Annotated in this window: 12 protein-coding genes; 2 read left to right on the top strand and 10 right to left on the bottom strand. The window is 61.8% G+C overall.

Annotation, left to right across the window (positions count from 1 at the left end):
• Window positions 1–238 precede the first annotated feature (238 nt).
• Both HFO99_RS12990 and mctP read left to right on the top strand, forming a co-directional pair.
• Complete coding sequence (locus tag HFO99_RS12990) at window positions 239–436, top strand: DUF3311 domain-containing protein (RefSeq protein ID WP_003555492.1); 198 nt, start codon at window positions 239–241, stop codon at window positions 434–436.
• Complete coding sequence (gene mctP / locus HFO99_RS12985; RefSeq protein ID WP_222361596.1) at window positions 426–1,901, top strand: monocarboxylate uptake permease MctP; 1,476 nt, start codon at window positions 426–428, stop codon at window positions 1,899–1,901. Before HFO99_RS12990 ends, mctP begins: the two co-directional genes overlap by 11 nt.
• Before the next feature lie 142 nt (window positions 1,902–2,043).
• Here mctP and HFO99_RS12980 read toward each other — a convergent pair whose 3' ends face one another.
• From HFO99_RS12980 to HFO99_RS12935, 10 genes are all read right to left on the bottom strand, one after another.
• Entirely contained in the window at window positions 2,044–4,005 is a 1,962-nt protein-coding gene (locus HFO99_RS12980) for a methyl-accepting chemotaxis protein (protein ID WP_222334438.1), read from the bottom strand.
• Window positions 4,006–4,446: 441 nt separating this feature from the next.
• Window positions 4,447–5,514 (bottom strand): LLM class flavin-dependent oxidoreductase, encoded by a 1,068-nt coding sequence (locus HFO99_RS12975; RefSeq protein ID WP_222361594.1) that lies wholly within the window; start codon window positions 5,512–5,514, stop codon window positions 4,447–4,449.
• Window positions 5,515–5,577: 63 nt separating this feature from the next.
• On the bottom strand, window positions 5,578–6,948 hold the full coding sequence (locus HFO99_RS12970; protein WP_222361592.1) for an LLM class flavin-dependent oxidoreductase: 1,371 nt from the start codon (window positions 6,946–6,948) through the stop codon (window positions 5,578–5,580).
• A 37-nt stretch (window positions 6,949–6,985) separates the two neighbouring features.
• Entirely contained in the window at window positions 6,986–7,735 is a 750-nt protein-coding gene (locus HFO99_RS12965) for an ABC transporter ATP-binding protein (protein ID WP_222361590.1), read from the bottom strand.
• Window positions 7,711–8,610, bottom strand: a complete 900-nt coding sequence (locus tag HFO99_RS12960) for an ABC transporter permease (RefSeq protein ID WP_222361588.1) — start codon at window positions 8,608–8,610, stop codon at window positions 7,711–7,713. Before HFO99_RS12960 ends, HFO99_RS12965 begins: the two co-directional genes overlap by 25 nt.
• Window positions 8,611–8,644: 34 nt before the next feature.
• Entirely contained in the window at window positions 8,645–9,670 is a 1,026-nt protein-coding gene (locus HFO99_RS12955) for an ABC transporter substrate-binding protein (protein WP_222361586.1), read from the bottom strand.
• Window positions 9,671–9,995: 325 nt separating this feature from the next.
• Window positions 9,996–10,334 carry a hypothetical protein gene (locus tag HFO99_RS12950; protein WP_222287821.1) on the bottom strand — a complete coding sequence of 113 codons (339 nt, stop codon included), beginning with the start codon at window positions 10,332–10,334 and terminating at the stop codon, window positions 9,996–9,998.
• A 96-nt stretch (window positions 10,335–10,430) separates the two neighbouring features.
• Window positions 10,431–11,528 (bottom strand): substrate-binding domain-containing protein, encoded by a 1,098-nt coding sequence (locus HFO99_RS12945; protein WP_018486091.1) that lies wholly within the window; start codon window positions 11,526–11,528, stop codon window positions 10,431–10,433.
• Window positions 11,529–11,578: 50 nt separating this feature from the next.
• Window positions 11,579–12,619: an ABC transporter permease gene (locus tag HFO99_RS12940; protein ID WP_222361584.1), complete on the bottom strand. Its 1,041-nt coding sequence runs from the start codon at window positions 12,617–12,619 to the stop codon at window positions 11,579–11,581.
• 18 nt (window positions 12,620–12,637) lie between these two features.
• Window positions 12,638–14,134, bottom strand: a complete 1,497-nt coding sequence (locus tag HFO99_RS12935; RefSeq protein WP_222334431.1) for a sugar ABC transporter ATP-binding protein — start codon at window positions 14,132–14,134, stop codon at window positions 12,638–12,640.
• Between the last annotated feature and the right edge of the window lie 36 nt (window positions 14,135–14,170).

Below are 14,170 nucleotides of genomic sequence, written 5' to 3'. Positions count from 1 at the left end.
ATTTCACCGCCGCCTCGATCTTGCGAGCTTAAAATCGGCGCCATAGGACTCCATCCACGGCTGGCCAAGTGCGAGCCGTTGGGAGGAATTCACATGCGTTACATCAGCTTCCGATCGGTCGAAAAACCTCGAGCGACCCGAACCGGGCCTGCCGCGGCCGCCGGCTGACAGACTGCCTTCCACGCCGACAACTGGAACATGGCGGCCGCCGCCCGCGGTGCCTGAAAGGTATTCCGACATGGAAAAACCACGTAGCAAGGCAGCGCTCTGGCTGCTTGTCATTCCCTATCTAGGTCTGCTCTGGCCGCCATTCTACAATGTCCGCGAGCCATCTCTTTTCGGCTTTCCCTTCTTCTATTGGTATCAGCTTCTCTGGGTGCCGATCACCGCAGCGCTGACCTGGATCGCCTATCGGAGCACTCGCCATGACGACTGACATCAACGGTACGGCACTTGCCGTCTTCATTTTCTTTTTCGTTTTGGTCACGGTCATGGGCTTCGTCGCCAGCCGCTGGCGCAAGCCCGAGACACTGGCCCATATCGATGAATGGGGCCTCGGCGGACGCAATTTCGGCACCTGGATCACCTGGTTCCTGGTCGGCGGCGATTTCTATACCGCCTACACCGTGATCGCCGTCCCGGCGCTGGTCTATACCGTGGGAGCCTACGGCTTCTTTGCGCTGCCCTACACCATCGTCGTCTATCCCTTCGTCTTCATGGTCATGCCTGTCCTGTGGAAGCGCGCCAAGGATTTCGGCTATGTGACGGCTGGCGACGTCGTTCACGGTCAGTATGGATCGCGTGGTCTCGAACTCGCCGTAGCGGCAACCGGCGTCATCGCCACCATGCCCTACATCGCCCTCCAACTCGTCGGCATGACCGCGGTGCTGAAGGCGCTCGGGCTGCATGGCGAGTTGCCGCTGGCGATCGCCTTCATCGTGCTGGCGCTCTACACTTATTCCGCGGGCCTGCGCGCGCCAGCGCTGATCGCCTTCGTCAAGGACATCATGCTCTATATCGTCGTGATCGCGGCCGTCGCACTGATCCCGTCGAAACTCGGAGGTTACGCCAACGTCTTCGCCTCGGCCGATGCTGCCTTCCAGGCCAAGGGTTCCGGCAACCTGCTGCTCGGCGGCAACCAATATGTCGCCTATGCCACACTCGCTTTGGGTTCGGCGCTCGCGGCCTTCATGTATCCGCATACGCTGACCGGCATCTTTGCCTCCAACAGCGGCAAGACGATCCGCAAGAATGCGATCATGTTGCCCGCCTATACGCTGCTGCTCGGCCTTCTGGCGCTGCTCGGCTATATGGGGCATGCCGCCAACCTGAAGCTCGACAGCGCCAATGACGTTGTTCCGACGCTGTTCAAAACGCTGTTTTCAGGCTGGTTCTCCGGCTTCGCCTTTGCGGCGATCGCCATCGGTGCGCTGGTGCCGGCGGCGGTGATGAGCATCGGCGCTGCCAATCTCTTCACCCGCAATTTCTGGAAAGCCTATGTCGATCCTGATGTCAGCGATGCAGGCGAGGCCAAGGTCGCAAAGATCACCTCGCTCGTGGTGAAGGTCGGTGCGCTTCTCGTCATCATCTTCCTGCCGACGCAATTCGCCCTCGACCTGCAGCTACTCGGCGGCATCTGGATCCTGCAGACGCTTCCGGCCCTGGTCTTCGGTCTCTATACCAACTGGTTCCGCGCACCCGGTCTGCTTGCCGGCTGGTTCGTCGGCTTCGGCGGCGGTACTTTCCTCGTCTGGGATGCCGGTTGGAAGCCTCTGCATCTGATCAGCCTCGGCGGCGAGCCCTTCACCGTCTACACCGGACTGCTGGCGCTTGCCGCCAACATCGCCGTTGCGGTCGTGGTCAACGCCCTGCTTCCGGCCAAGGCTCCAGTCCGGGCCTAGAGCATGATGCCGAAAAGTGTGAGCGGTTTTCGGACAACATCATGCTCACTTCTTTTATTCAAAAATGCGAAGGGCAGCAAACGCTGCCCTTCGCAAAATTATGCTGCTTTCTCAGCGGAGGCTGGAAAGAGATCAGGGCGACTTAAAACTCTTCCCAATCGCCAGCCAGTGCCGCATTCCCATTCGTCTGGAACGACTTACCCACTTTGGCAATCATCTGGCGCGCAGGCGAGGGCCCCGGTTGAGCATGCGGCGCCGCGGCTGCGGGCTGCGATGTGCGCTTCGGTACTACCACTCCGCCAATGTTGAATTGGCCCAGCAGCTGGAACAGCGCGTCGGCTTCCTTGGCGAGGTTGTGGGCGGCCGCTGTGGCTTCTTCCACCATGGCGGCGTTCTGCTGCGTCCCCTGATCCATCCTGTTGACAGCGGTATTGATCTCTTTCAGTCCCGTCGCCTGCTCTTGCGAAGCGCCGACGATGGCCCCCACATTGCCGTCGACCTGCTGCACCTGCTCGGCAATTTCCTTCAGCGCCTTTCCGGTCTCGCCAACCAGGGCCACACCGCTTTTGACGTGGCCGTTCGAAGCGTTGATGAGTTCCTTGATTTCCTTTGCCGCCTTGGCGGAGCGTTGCGCCAGTTCGCGCACTTCCTGAGCGACGACGGCAAAGCCCTTGCCTGCCTCGCCGGCGCGGGCGGCTTCGACGCCGGCATTCAGCGCCAGCAGATTGGTCTGGAACGCGATTTCATCGATAACGCCGATGATGCTGCCGATCTCGGTGGCGGAGGATTCGATCTTGCCCATGGCGTCGACGGCATCCCGAACGACGCTGCCCGAGCGCTCGGCACTGTCCTTCGTCTTGCGAACGAGCTGGCCGGCTTCCTGAGCCTTGTTGCTCGAGTCGGCAACGGTGGTCGTAATCTCTTCCAGGGCAGCGGCGGTTTCCTCGACCGAGGCTGCCTGCTGTTCGGTCCGCTTGGCGAGATCGTCCGAAGCGGAGCGGATCTCCTGTGCACCGGCCGCGATGGCGCTGGCGTTCTGAGCGACCTTCTGCATGGCGGCACGGAGCTTTTCGACAGCAGAATTGAAGTCGGCTCTGAGTTTTTCCAAGGACGGAATGAACGGCGTGCCGATCTGCTGTGTAAGGTCGCCGTCCGCCAGCGCCTGCAGCGCATCGCCAAGCTGGCCGACAGCCTTGTCCGTCTGCTCGGCAAGGGTGCGGCGTTCATCGGCATCCTGCTCGAGCCGATGCCGCTCCGACACGGCGCGCTTCGCCTCCGCGTCAGCTTCCCGCTCCGCCTTCGCCGAAATTGCGTCGCGCAGCCCTGCCACCGCCCGTGCGAGCTTGCCGATCTCATCTCCGCGCGCTTCGAGGCGACGATCGCCATCAAGATTGCCGTCGGCCATCGCTTTCAGCGAAAGCTGAAGTTTTGCCAGCGGGCCGACGATCGTGCGTGCGGTCACGGCGGCGGCAACCAGTGAAAGAACAGCCGCAATGCCAAGTGCTGTCAGGGCGAATGGCTTGAAGCCGCTTGCCGTGCTGCGAACCTCGCCGCCGATCGATTTGTTCAGCGCTTCCTGGTAGTCGATGAATTTGTTGATGGCGCCGAGCCAGGCAACGAAGGCCGGCCGAGCCTGTTCGAGCAGGATCTTGCGGGCGGCCTCGCCGTCGCCCTTCTCCTGCAGCGCAATGATCTGGGCGACCAGAGGATTGGTCTTCGCCTGGATGTCTGCAATCTCACCGAGAATGGTCTTTTCCTGTTCCGTCGCACCGGCCGGAGGTGCAACCATATCCGCCATGCGCTTTTCATTCTCGGCGTAAGAGGCTGCCAGCTTTTCGATCAATGCCTCGGCGGCCTTCCGTTCTTCGGGAGACGTCACCAGAGTGACGTCTCGGATGGCGATCGCCCGATCATGCACGCTGCCGCGATAGTTGATGGCAAACCGCTGCTTCACGCTGTTGACGTCGTTGATCGCTCCAAGTTTATCGTTGATCTGCGCAACTTCTTCCGTCGAATAGATGGTCAAGCCGACCATCAGCAAGAGGAGAACGCCGAAGCCAAGCGCCAAGCGCGCCACAACCCCGAAACTCATGATATTCTTCATATGCACTCTCCCCTCGCGGTGAGGTTTGTTGGAAGGATGTCTCGGCAGCCGACGGGCACCCTGTGCCCGGAATCGCGCTTGAGAAACGGGACATCCGTCAAAGCAATAAAAGCCGATTTCATGCGAAATTCGGGTGCCTGGCCCGCCATCATGGCGGAGGTGACAGTTTTCAAGAACGTCGCCCCGATACCTAAAAAATTAGAGTAATATATTTTAGAGAGTGTAAACGGAGCCGACGGAGCAAGCTATAGCGCTCTATCTGGATAGCATTTGCGCTTTTCGGATGGACAATTCGACCGGCGCTCTCCCGATGGTTGCGAAATCTCTTACCTCGCCCAAACAACAAGGTTCCGCGGCTTGCCCGCGAACTGCGCGACGCTCTGAACGGGCTCGCCAATCGGCATGAATTGCAGGCGATACCGGAGCGCCGCTGCTCCGGCTTCAGCGCTGCAGCGGAAGAAGCTGATCGCCCTGCCGCTTGATTTCGGAGAGATATGGCGTGTCGGACAGCACGAAGTGGGTGATGCCAAGATCCTGATATTTGCGCAGCGAGCGGGCGACGTCTTCCAGCGACCCGACCAGCCAGGTGGTGCCGGCGCCGCCGCCGCCGAATTTGCCCGGCGCGGTATAGAGGTTGTCGTCGAGGACGTCGCCGCGCTCATGCAGATCGAGGAGCCGTTGCTGGCCGACGGCGAGCGCGCGCTGGTGATCGTGCCAGCCGCTGCCGTTGCTTCTGGCCATCTCGGCGACCTTCGCCTCGGCGTCGGCCCAGGCCTGTTCGGAGGTGTCGCGGACCAGCGTCGTTATTCGCAGGCCGAATTCCAGCGGCGGGAGGTCGCGGTCCAGTTCCCGGCTCAACGCCTTGAGCCGCGCGATCCGTTCGCGGACACCGTCGAGCGGCTCTCCCCAGAAGAGCTGGACATCGGCCTCGGTGGCGGCCACCCGCTCTGCCGCCTCCGAAGCGCCGCCAAAATAGAATTTGGGGTGCCGACGGTCGCCGCGGACCTGGATGCGCGGCACCACGGTGGATTCAGCGACCCGGAAGTTCTCGCCGGCGGATGTGACGTTGTCTTCGGTCCATAATCTGCGGACCAGCCGCATGAACTCCTTGGTCCTGGCATAGCGGTGTGCCTGATCGCCCTCGCTGTCGCCGTAGGCAGAGAGGTTGTCCTTGCCCGACACGATGTTGATCCGCACCCTGCCACCGGTCAGATGGTCCAGCGTCGCCGCCGCGGAAGCGAAGTTTGCCGGTCGCCAATAGCCTGGACGGATCGCAATGAGCGGTTCGAAGGTGGTCGTCCGGGCGGCGAGCGAGGTTGCGACGGTAAACGTGTCGGGGCGGCCCCAACCGGTGCCGACGAGCGCGCCCTTCCAGCCATGCTCCTCCAGCGCCCTTGCGTGGCTGGTCAGCGTATCTAGGCTGTTGTGGTTCTCTATGGCGGAATCGCCGCGATGGCCGGCTTTGACGTCGTTGGGAATATACCAGAGAAATTCGGAATTATTGCTCATGCGATGCTGCGGTTCTGTGTGTGATTGGAACAAAACGAGGGGGAGGGAAGCCCCCTCAAGAGATCATACGGCCGCCTGCACCTGCTGCCCCGCCTGAACCACAAAGCCATTCGGCGGGCGTTGGAGGCCAAGGTTTTCCCGCAGTGTCGTGCCTTCGTATTCGTGCCGGAACAGGCCGCGCTTGCGCAGGATCGGCACGACCTGATCGACGAAATCGGTCAAAGCGGTCGGCAGGATCGGCGGCATGATGTTGAAGGCGTCGGCAGCACCGTTCTCGAACCAGCTCTGCATCGCATCGGCGATCTGCTCGGGCGTTCCCACAACCGTCCGATGGCCACGGGCGGTGGCGACCGCCAGATAGAACTGGCGCAGCGTCAGATTGTTGCGTGATACCAGATCGGAAACCAGCTTGAGGCGGCTCTTGTTGAGTTCGGTATTATCAGGCAGGGGAGGGGCGGGATCATCCAGCGAGTAGCCGGAAAGGTCGATGCCCTTGTAGTGGCGGGCAAGGATATTCCAGGCGATGGAGGGATGGACCAGCGATTGGATATGGTCGTAATTCGCCTGGGCTTCCGCTTCCGTCCCGCCGAGAACCGGGAATATGCCGGGACTGATCAGCAGTTCGTCCGGCCGGCGCCCGTAGCGGGCGAGCCGCCCTTTGACGTCGGAATAGAATTCCTGCGCATCCTCGAAGGTCTGGTTGGCGGTAAAGATCATCTCGGCCGTGCGGGCGGCAAGTTCGCGCCCGGGTTCGGATGCGCCGGCCTGGACGATGACAGGATAGCCCTGAACCGGACGGCCGACGTTGAGCGGACCGGCTACCGAGAAGAACTTCCCCTTGTGATCGACGAGATGCACCTTGTCGGGATCGAGATAGACGCCGCTTTCCTTGTCGCGGATGAAGGCATCGTCTTCGTAGGAATCCCATAGGCCCTTGACCAGGTCGACGAATTCCTCGGCCCGCTCATAACGATCGGCATGGGCGGGATGGCCCGCGATCGAAAAATTCTTCGAAACATCCGCGCCCGTCGTGACGACGTTCCATGCGGCGCGACCCTTGGAGATATAGTCGAGCGAGGCGAACCTGCGGGCCAGAAGGTAGGGGTCCTCATAAGTCGTCGATGCCGTGGCGACGAAGCCGATATGTTTGGTCACCTGGGAAAGGGCAGCCCAAAGGGTCAGGGGCTCGAAATGCGCGCCCTGGGCGGTGCGGCGAAGCGCTTCCGGGTCCTTGGCGCCGTCCCATCCCGCCGGACTGTCGGCGACGAAGACGAGATCGAATTTGCCGCGTTCGGCGGTCTGCGCGAGCTCGCGGTAGTGATCGATATTAAGGCCGGCATCGGCCTGCGCATCCGGATGGCGCCAGGCGGCGATATGATGGCCCGTGGCCATGATGAATGCGCCAAGCCGCATTTGCCTTTTCGATATGCTCATTGGCTTATCTCCAGATCAAGCTGAATTGTTGCTGATGTCAGGCGGCCTTGCGGCCCGGAAGCTCGACCCCGAGCCGGCTGAGGAGGCGGGTTCGGAATTGCGCAAAGCGCGGATCGCCATGGTCGCGCGGTGTCGGCAGATCGATCTTGAGATCCTCGATGAGACGCCCTTCGTCGAGAACCAGGATGCGGTCGGCCAACGAAATCGCCTCATCGACGTCGTGGGTGACGAGCAGCACGGCAGGACGGTGTCTTGCGCACAACTCCCGCAGCAGATCGTGCATTTTCAGTCGGGTCAGCGCATCGAGCGCGCCGAACGGCTCATCGGCGAGAAGCAGGGCCGGCTCGCGCACCAGCGAACGGGCAAGAGCGACCCTCTGCTGCTCGCCACCCGAAAGCTGGTTCGGCCATGCCGTTTCCCGGCCTGCAAGGCCTACCTCCGCCAAAGCCTTCCGTCCGGCTTCCTGGCCGGAGGCGCCGGTCAAGCCGAGCGTGACGTTCTGGATCACGCTGCGCCACGGCAGCAGGCGGGCGTCCTGAAAAACCACCGAAAGGCTCTCCGGTGTCTCGAGGGTGCCGGTTCCCTCGACACCATGATCGAGACCGGCAAGAGCCCTGAGGAACGTGCTCTTGCCGGAGCCGCTGCGGCCGAGCAGAGCAACGAACTCGCCCTCCTCTATGTCGAGATCGACGCCGTCGAGGATCATCTTCGTCGCAAACCGCCGTACGAGATTTCGCACGTGGACGGCCTTGCTTGCGGGCTTCAGTTTGCCAGAGTGCGGCGCCATGAGAGGACCCTCCGTTCAAGCAGGCGGACGAGACCGTCCGAGACGAGACCGAGCAGCACATAGACCACAAGGCCGACGAGAATGACGTCGGTCTGCCCGTAATTTCGGGCAAGATCGATCATGTAACCGAGCCCGCTGGTGGCGTTGATCTGCTCGACCACGACAAGAGAAACCCAGCAGAGGGTGACGGCGAACCGCAGGCCCAGAAGGAAACCCGGCAGGGCGCCGGGCAGCACCACCTGAAGGATGAAGTCCTTCTGGCTCATCCGCAGGGTCTCAGCCAGTTCGACATAACGGCTGTCGATGCTGCGGAGCGCATTGTGGGTGTGGATGTAAATCGGCACGATGACGGCCAGCGCGATGGTCGTGACCTTCATGCTCTCGCCGATGCCGAACCACAGGATCAGCAAGGGGATCAGGGCCAGCGTCGGTATCGCACGCTTGATCTGGACCGGCCCGTCGATCAGGGCTTCGCCGATCCGGGAAAGGCCGGCGATCACCGCCAGGATCGTGCCTATGAGCAATCCGATGCTGAGGCCGAGCAGGGCGCGTGTCGCCGACGTCACGAAATTGTCCTGCAGGCGACCCTGCTCTATGAGCCTTGCGAAAGCCTCGACCACCGTCCACGGCGCCGACAGGATACGCGGGTCGATCCATCCGAGCGCCGAGCCGACCACCCAGGTCAAGACGAGCAATGCCGGCCCGATCTGCAGCCCAAAAGGGATCGCGGGTCCGGGGCCCAGCCTGCGCCGGGCGCGGGGGCCGGCTAAGCCAGCAGAACTAACCGGCCTTGTCGCGCGTGAACCTGCATGCGCAATTCCACCGCCGGACGACCGCGACAGTTTCGCCTCATCTGCATACCAAGTGGTTGCCATGCTTCAAATCTCCTCTCCGAAGGGGTGTCGAACGTTACTGGCCCTTGGCCAAAGCCGCGGCGCCGAGCTTCTCGAAGCGATTGTCGAAAATCTGTTCCACACTGAAGGGCTTGTAGCCGAGCTCGCCTGCCAGCAGGTCGATGGTTTCCTGGTGGCGCTTCTTCACTTCGCTCCAATCGCTGGGAACGACCTGTTCGCCGGTCAACTTGACGAGATATTCCCCGTCCTCCTGGCTCAACCCCTGCTGACCGACGTAATATTCCTTGATCCAGAGATCCGGGTTCCGGTTCACCCATTCGGTGGCGCGTGCCCACAGGCCGACATATTCGGCGAGAGCTGCCGCCTTGGCGGGATCGTCCAGAACCCATTGCGGCGCATAAAGATGGCTCGGATCATCGCGCAGGCCATGTTCCACGAGGGTCGCGCCATCAGGCCCGTATTGGGTGATATAGCGCCTGATGTAGACGCCGCCGAGCGGCGCGATGTCGACCTGCTTGCTCGCCAATGCCTTCGGGTAGACGTCACTGGTGCTCGGCAGTTCCACCAGGGTGACGTCACCACTCTTCAGACCTGCCGCGTGCAGCGCGCGTAGAACGAGCGTGCCCTGTGCCTGACCCGGGCTGAAGGCGATACGCTTGCCGCGGAAGTCCGCGAGCGTCTTGACGGCCGCGCCTGGCGCGATGCCGAAGCGGTAGATGGGATTGGCGATCGGGTCACGGCGTTCGCGATAGGCGATGTTGCGGACGGGCAGATTGTTCCAGTTGGCGAAGATCGAAGGGATCTCGGCCACCGACCCGACATCGAGCGCATGGGCGCGGAAAGCTTCCGACGTCTGCGGCCCGCCGCTGATATTGGCCCATTTGACCTCGAAACTGAGCTCCTTGCCGAGGCCCGACACTTCGAGCGCTTTCTGCGTGACCGGATCGCCGATTGTCAGCACCGTGCCCGGCGGCACCTTGGGAAGCAGGGGAGCCTGTGCCTGGGCTGCCGCCGGACCGTGAATGGCACTGAGACCAAGCAGACTGAACAACGCAATTTTGAATGTCTTTGCCAATGTCATCGTCGATCTTCCCGTTTCCGATTGGTGATTGCAGGAGCGATGCACGGTAAGATGGAATATAATCTACAAAATCGATAGACTATTTAGTTTAATGAAGGTGGCGCTGAGGGAAAAATGTCCTCAAAAGTCGGGCAACCGGAACGATCGCATTCGGCGCGTCGGCACGAGGGTCGATGTATCCAGGCGTGAAAAAAGCGCCTGGGACGTTCGTCCACGGCGCTTTACGGGGCCTTGTTTAACCCTGCTCTTGATAAAGGCTTGGCAGCAAACCGCAGTGACCGCCCTTCAGACGCCAAGCCGTCGCGGACGTCGAGATCGCCTTGTGTCAGGCGCTATGCGGAGCGTATTCGTTGGCCGCGAATACGTGATGGTGCACCTTGCCGGTAAAGAGCTGCAGGAGTTCGCCGGTGACCTCGCGGCTCTGCGACCGCACGTCGGAGAGAAGTGCCGCGTTCACTGCATCCATGTCGGGATAGCGAATGGCGAGCGCCATGGCATAGATCGGGGCGCCTTCGTCGCGCTCCATCCCGTCCAGCACCCGGATTTCCTCGGCGCCTGGAAATTTCGTCCAGAGAGGGACGAGCCGCTGCCGCACGAATTCGCGGAATTCCCCTTCTTTACCGGGATGGATTTCGCCTTCAAACAAAGCATAACGAATGATCATAGGTTCTCTTTTCCAAAACTCGCCGGAGCTGGATCGATGTTGGAGTGTTGTCGTGAGATCGGGGCGTATCGATCGATACGCCCCGATCGGAAAGGGTTATTTGCCCCAGATTTTCTTGTATTGATCGCGATAGCCGTTGTCGGGATCGAAGCTGTTCTTCGGTCCACCGTCAAACTCGACATTTTGGCTGGTCACCACGTGGAGCGGCGACACATAGCCGGACCAAGGCGCTTTCGCAAAGGCGCGGTTCAATTCGTCGACGAGCTGCCAGCCCTGAAGGTTGAGCGGCTCGGCGACCGTGACGGCCTGGAACTGTTTGGCACGGATACGCTGATAAGCACTCTCCGAACCGTCGCCGGCTGCGACGTTCACCGGTTTTCCGTCGCCTGCAATGCCGGCCGAGGCGAGCGAAGGTCCCATGAAGTCGTAATAGAGGTCGTTGATCGCCAGCGAATGCGTCCACTTCGCGCCATACTTCTGCAGAAGCGATGTGGTCAGCTGCGGCATGCGCTGAGAGGTTTCGGCGATCGGCGTGTCGACATATTCGAGCACCGTGCCGCCGAGATCCTCGATCTCCTTCTTCATGCGATCGGCCTTGGCAATCGCGATCGCATAGGTGGAGTCGGTAAAGATGATGACACCCGGCTTGCCGCCGGCATCGGCAAAGGCCCAATCCGCCGCGGACTTCGACACTTCCATCGCATCGGTGGTCACGTTTGCGAAGACACCGACCTCGGGAACCGGACCGACCGCCGAGGCGGCGTGCCAGGAAACCATCGGAATGCCGGCAGCCTTGGCCGCTTCCATCGCCGGCTTCTGTTCGACCGCGTCAAAGCCGTTGATGATGATGCCATCCGGCTTCAGCGCCATGGCCTGGCCGAACGCCGCCGTCCGCCCGCCGATCGAGCCGGCGCCGTCAAGCGCCTTCACCGTCCAGCCGAGCGCGCCTGCAGCCTCCTGAACGCCATTGACCACGCCGAGGATGCCGCCGTTCTTCATATCGGCGGCCAGAATGACGATGTTCTTTCCGGCAGCGCCCTTCGGGCCGCTCGTCGGACCATCCCAGGCGCTCACCTTGGAAGCATACTTTTCGACCACGGCCTTGGCATCGGCCATTGAATCGGCCAATGCCGGCATGCTGAGCATAACGGCGACGGTTGCGACAGTTGCCTGCAATAATGTTCTGCGCTTCATGTTCACTCCTCCATTTTGTTTGTTATGAAATGCCGGGTGAGCCGGCATCCTCATTTGGATGCGGGTGTGATCCTCCTCACAGCTCCGCGCTTGCGCTGGGCGTAACCTGCTATGCCGATGGCAATCAGCAGGGTCACGCCGTTGAACAGCGGTTCGACGAAGAACGACCCGCCGAATTGCTGAATTCCTGATATTCCGACCGCCAGGATGATGACGCCGATCAAGGTGCCCCAGACGTTCACCCGGCCCGGCTTGATCGTCGTCGATCCGAGGAACGCGCCGACAAGCGCCGGCAGGAGATATTCGAGGCCGACGCTCGCCTGGCCGATCCGCAGCTTCGAGGCGAGAAGGACCCCGGTCAGAGCCGCAAGCAGCCCCGAGGTGACGAAGGCGCCGATCACGAATTTGCGGACCGGAATGCCATTGAGTGCGGCCGCCTTCGGATTGGCGCCGATGGCGTAGAGATAGCGGCCGATCGGCAGGTATTCGAGCACGATCCACATGCAGACCGCGATCAGGAGCACGTAGAAGCCGGTGATCGGCAGGCCGAACAGCATGGTGCCGTTCAGCGCATAGAAACCATCAGGCAGGACGCCGACCACCTGCCGCCCGCCGGTGTGCCAAAGCGCAAGCGCGTATAGAACCGTTCCGGTGCCGAGCGTCGCGATGAAGCTGTCGATCTTCGCAACCTCGACCAGCAGACCGTTGATGAAGCCGGTAAGGATGCCGAGCGCGAGCACGATGACGACCGCGACCGGCCAGGGCAGGCCGTAGGCGGTCTGCAGGCTGATGGCAAGAATGTGCCAGAGCACGATGCCATAGCCGACGGTCAGATCGATGCGACCCGATGCCATCGGGATCATCGCAGCCAACGACAGAAGCGCAATGATTGCCTTGTCGGACACGATCGAGCGGACGTTCAACAGGGTCGGGAAGGTATCGGGCAGAAGGATCGAGAAGATCACGATCAGGCCGACGGTCAGGATCACCAGCCCGTAGACCGGGATCAGGCGTCCGATCTTCTGTCCTGTGGACAGACCTGCCATTTCGCTCTTGGTCGGCTCCAGGGCCGTGGATTCAATGGATTGCATGGCTGTTCTCCCGGTGGCTCAAGCGGCTTCCGATGCGGATGCGGCCGTGATGACCGCCTCCGTCGTCAGAGCGCTTCCAGTCAGTTCGCTGACGATTTTGCCGCGCGAGAAAACCAGCGCGCGGTGGCAGATATGGGCGATTTCCTCGAAGTCCGTCGACACCACGACAACCGCGAGGCCGGCCTCGAGCGCCTGGGTGATCAGACGGTAGATCTCCGCACGCGCTCCGATATCGACGCCGGCGGTCGGATCTTCTGCGACCAGCAGCTTGCGGCCGGTCGCCAGCCAGCGGCCGACGACGACTTTTTGCTGATTGCCGCCCGACAAGGCCTCCACCGGCAGATCCGGGTCGTTCGGCCGCAGGCCGACGGAATGACCGATCTTATGGGCAAGATCAGCTTCGCCGCGCGGGGACAGGAAGGACAAGAGCCCACGTCCGACGGCGCCCGGATTGAGGTAGGTATTTTCCCGAATGGAAAGTGAGAGCGCCACGGACTCCTCCGTCCGGTCACGGGCGATTAAGCCGATGCCCGACGCCATGGCGCGCCGCGGGCTGGAGAGGTCGGGGGCATGGTCATGCAGCAGAACCGAGCCGTGGAAGGGCTCGCAACCGAACAGCGCGCGGCCGATCCGTTCCTGACCGGCGCCACGCAATCCAGCCAGGCCCAGAAGCTCGCCCTCGCGGATATCGAACGATATCGCGCCTGTGCCGGCGCAAACGAGATCGCGAACCTTGACGATCGCCTTGCCGGGCGTAATCGCCGTCTTGGAAAAGAGGCTGTCGCCGCTGCGGCCGATGATCATCGTCACCAGCTCGTCGGGGGTGGTCTCGCTGACGGGCTTCTGTCCTACCATGCATCCGTCGCGCAGAACGGCGACCCGATCGGCAATCCGGAAAATCTCGTCCAGCCTGTGGGAGACGTAGATCATCCCGACGCCGCGATCCTTTAAGGGGCGGATTGCATTGAACAGCCGATCGACTTCATCGGCGGGAAGGCTCGCCGTCGGCTCGTCGAGCACCAGAACGTCGGCTTCGACGGCAAGCGCACGGGCAATGGCGACAAGCGACTTTTCGGTGCGCGACAGCGCCGAGACCCGCGTGGTGGGGTCAAAATCGCAGCCGACCAGTTTCAAGGCTTCCTTGGCGCGCGCCTGGGTCCTGTTCCAATCGATCAGGCCGCGACGCATCGAGAAGCCCTGTGACAGGCCCATGTTCTCGCCGACCGTCATCCACTCGATCAAACCGAGATCCTGGTGGATGAAGGCAACCTGTTGCCGTTCGTTCGGCTTCGGGGGACGATGATGGTAGCTCTGGCCGCGAAAAAGGATGTCGCCGCTATCGGGCTTGTAGATACCTGCAAGCGTCTTGATGAGCGTCGATTTGCCGGCGCCGTTTTCCCCCAGCAGCGCGAGGATTTCCCCCTCGCGCAGGTCGATCGAGACGTCCCGCAGCGCTTGCGTGCCGCCAAAGCTCTTGGTGATCGACTGGAACTCCAGCAGTCTCTTGGCTTCCACTGTGGCTCCTCCCAAAGCTGCGGTTGTCATTGATCG

The sequence above is a fragment of the Rhizobium leguminosarum genome, assembly GCF_019798305.1.
GTDB lineage: Bacteria > Pseudomonadota > Alphaproteobacteria > Rhizobiales > Rhizobiaceae > Rhizobium > Rhizobium leguminosarum_U.
This window is presented reverse-complemented; position numbering and strand designations above follow the sequence as displayed.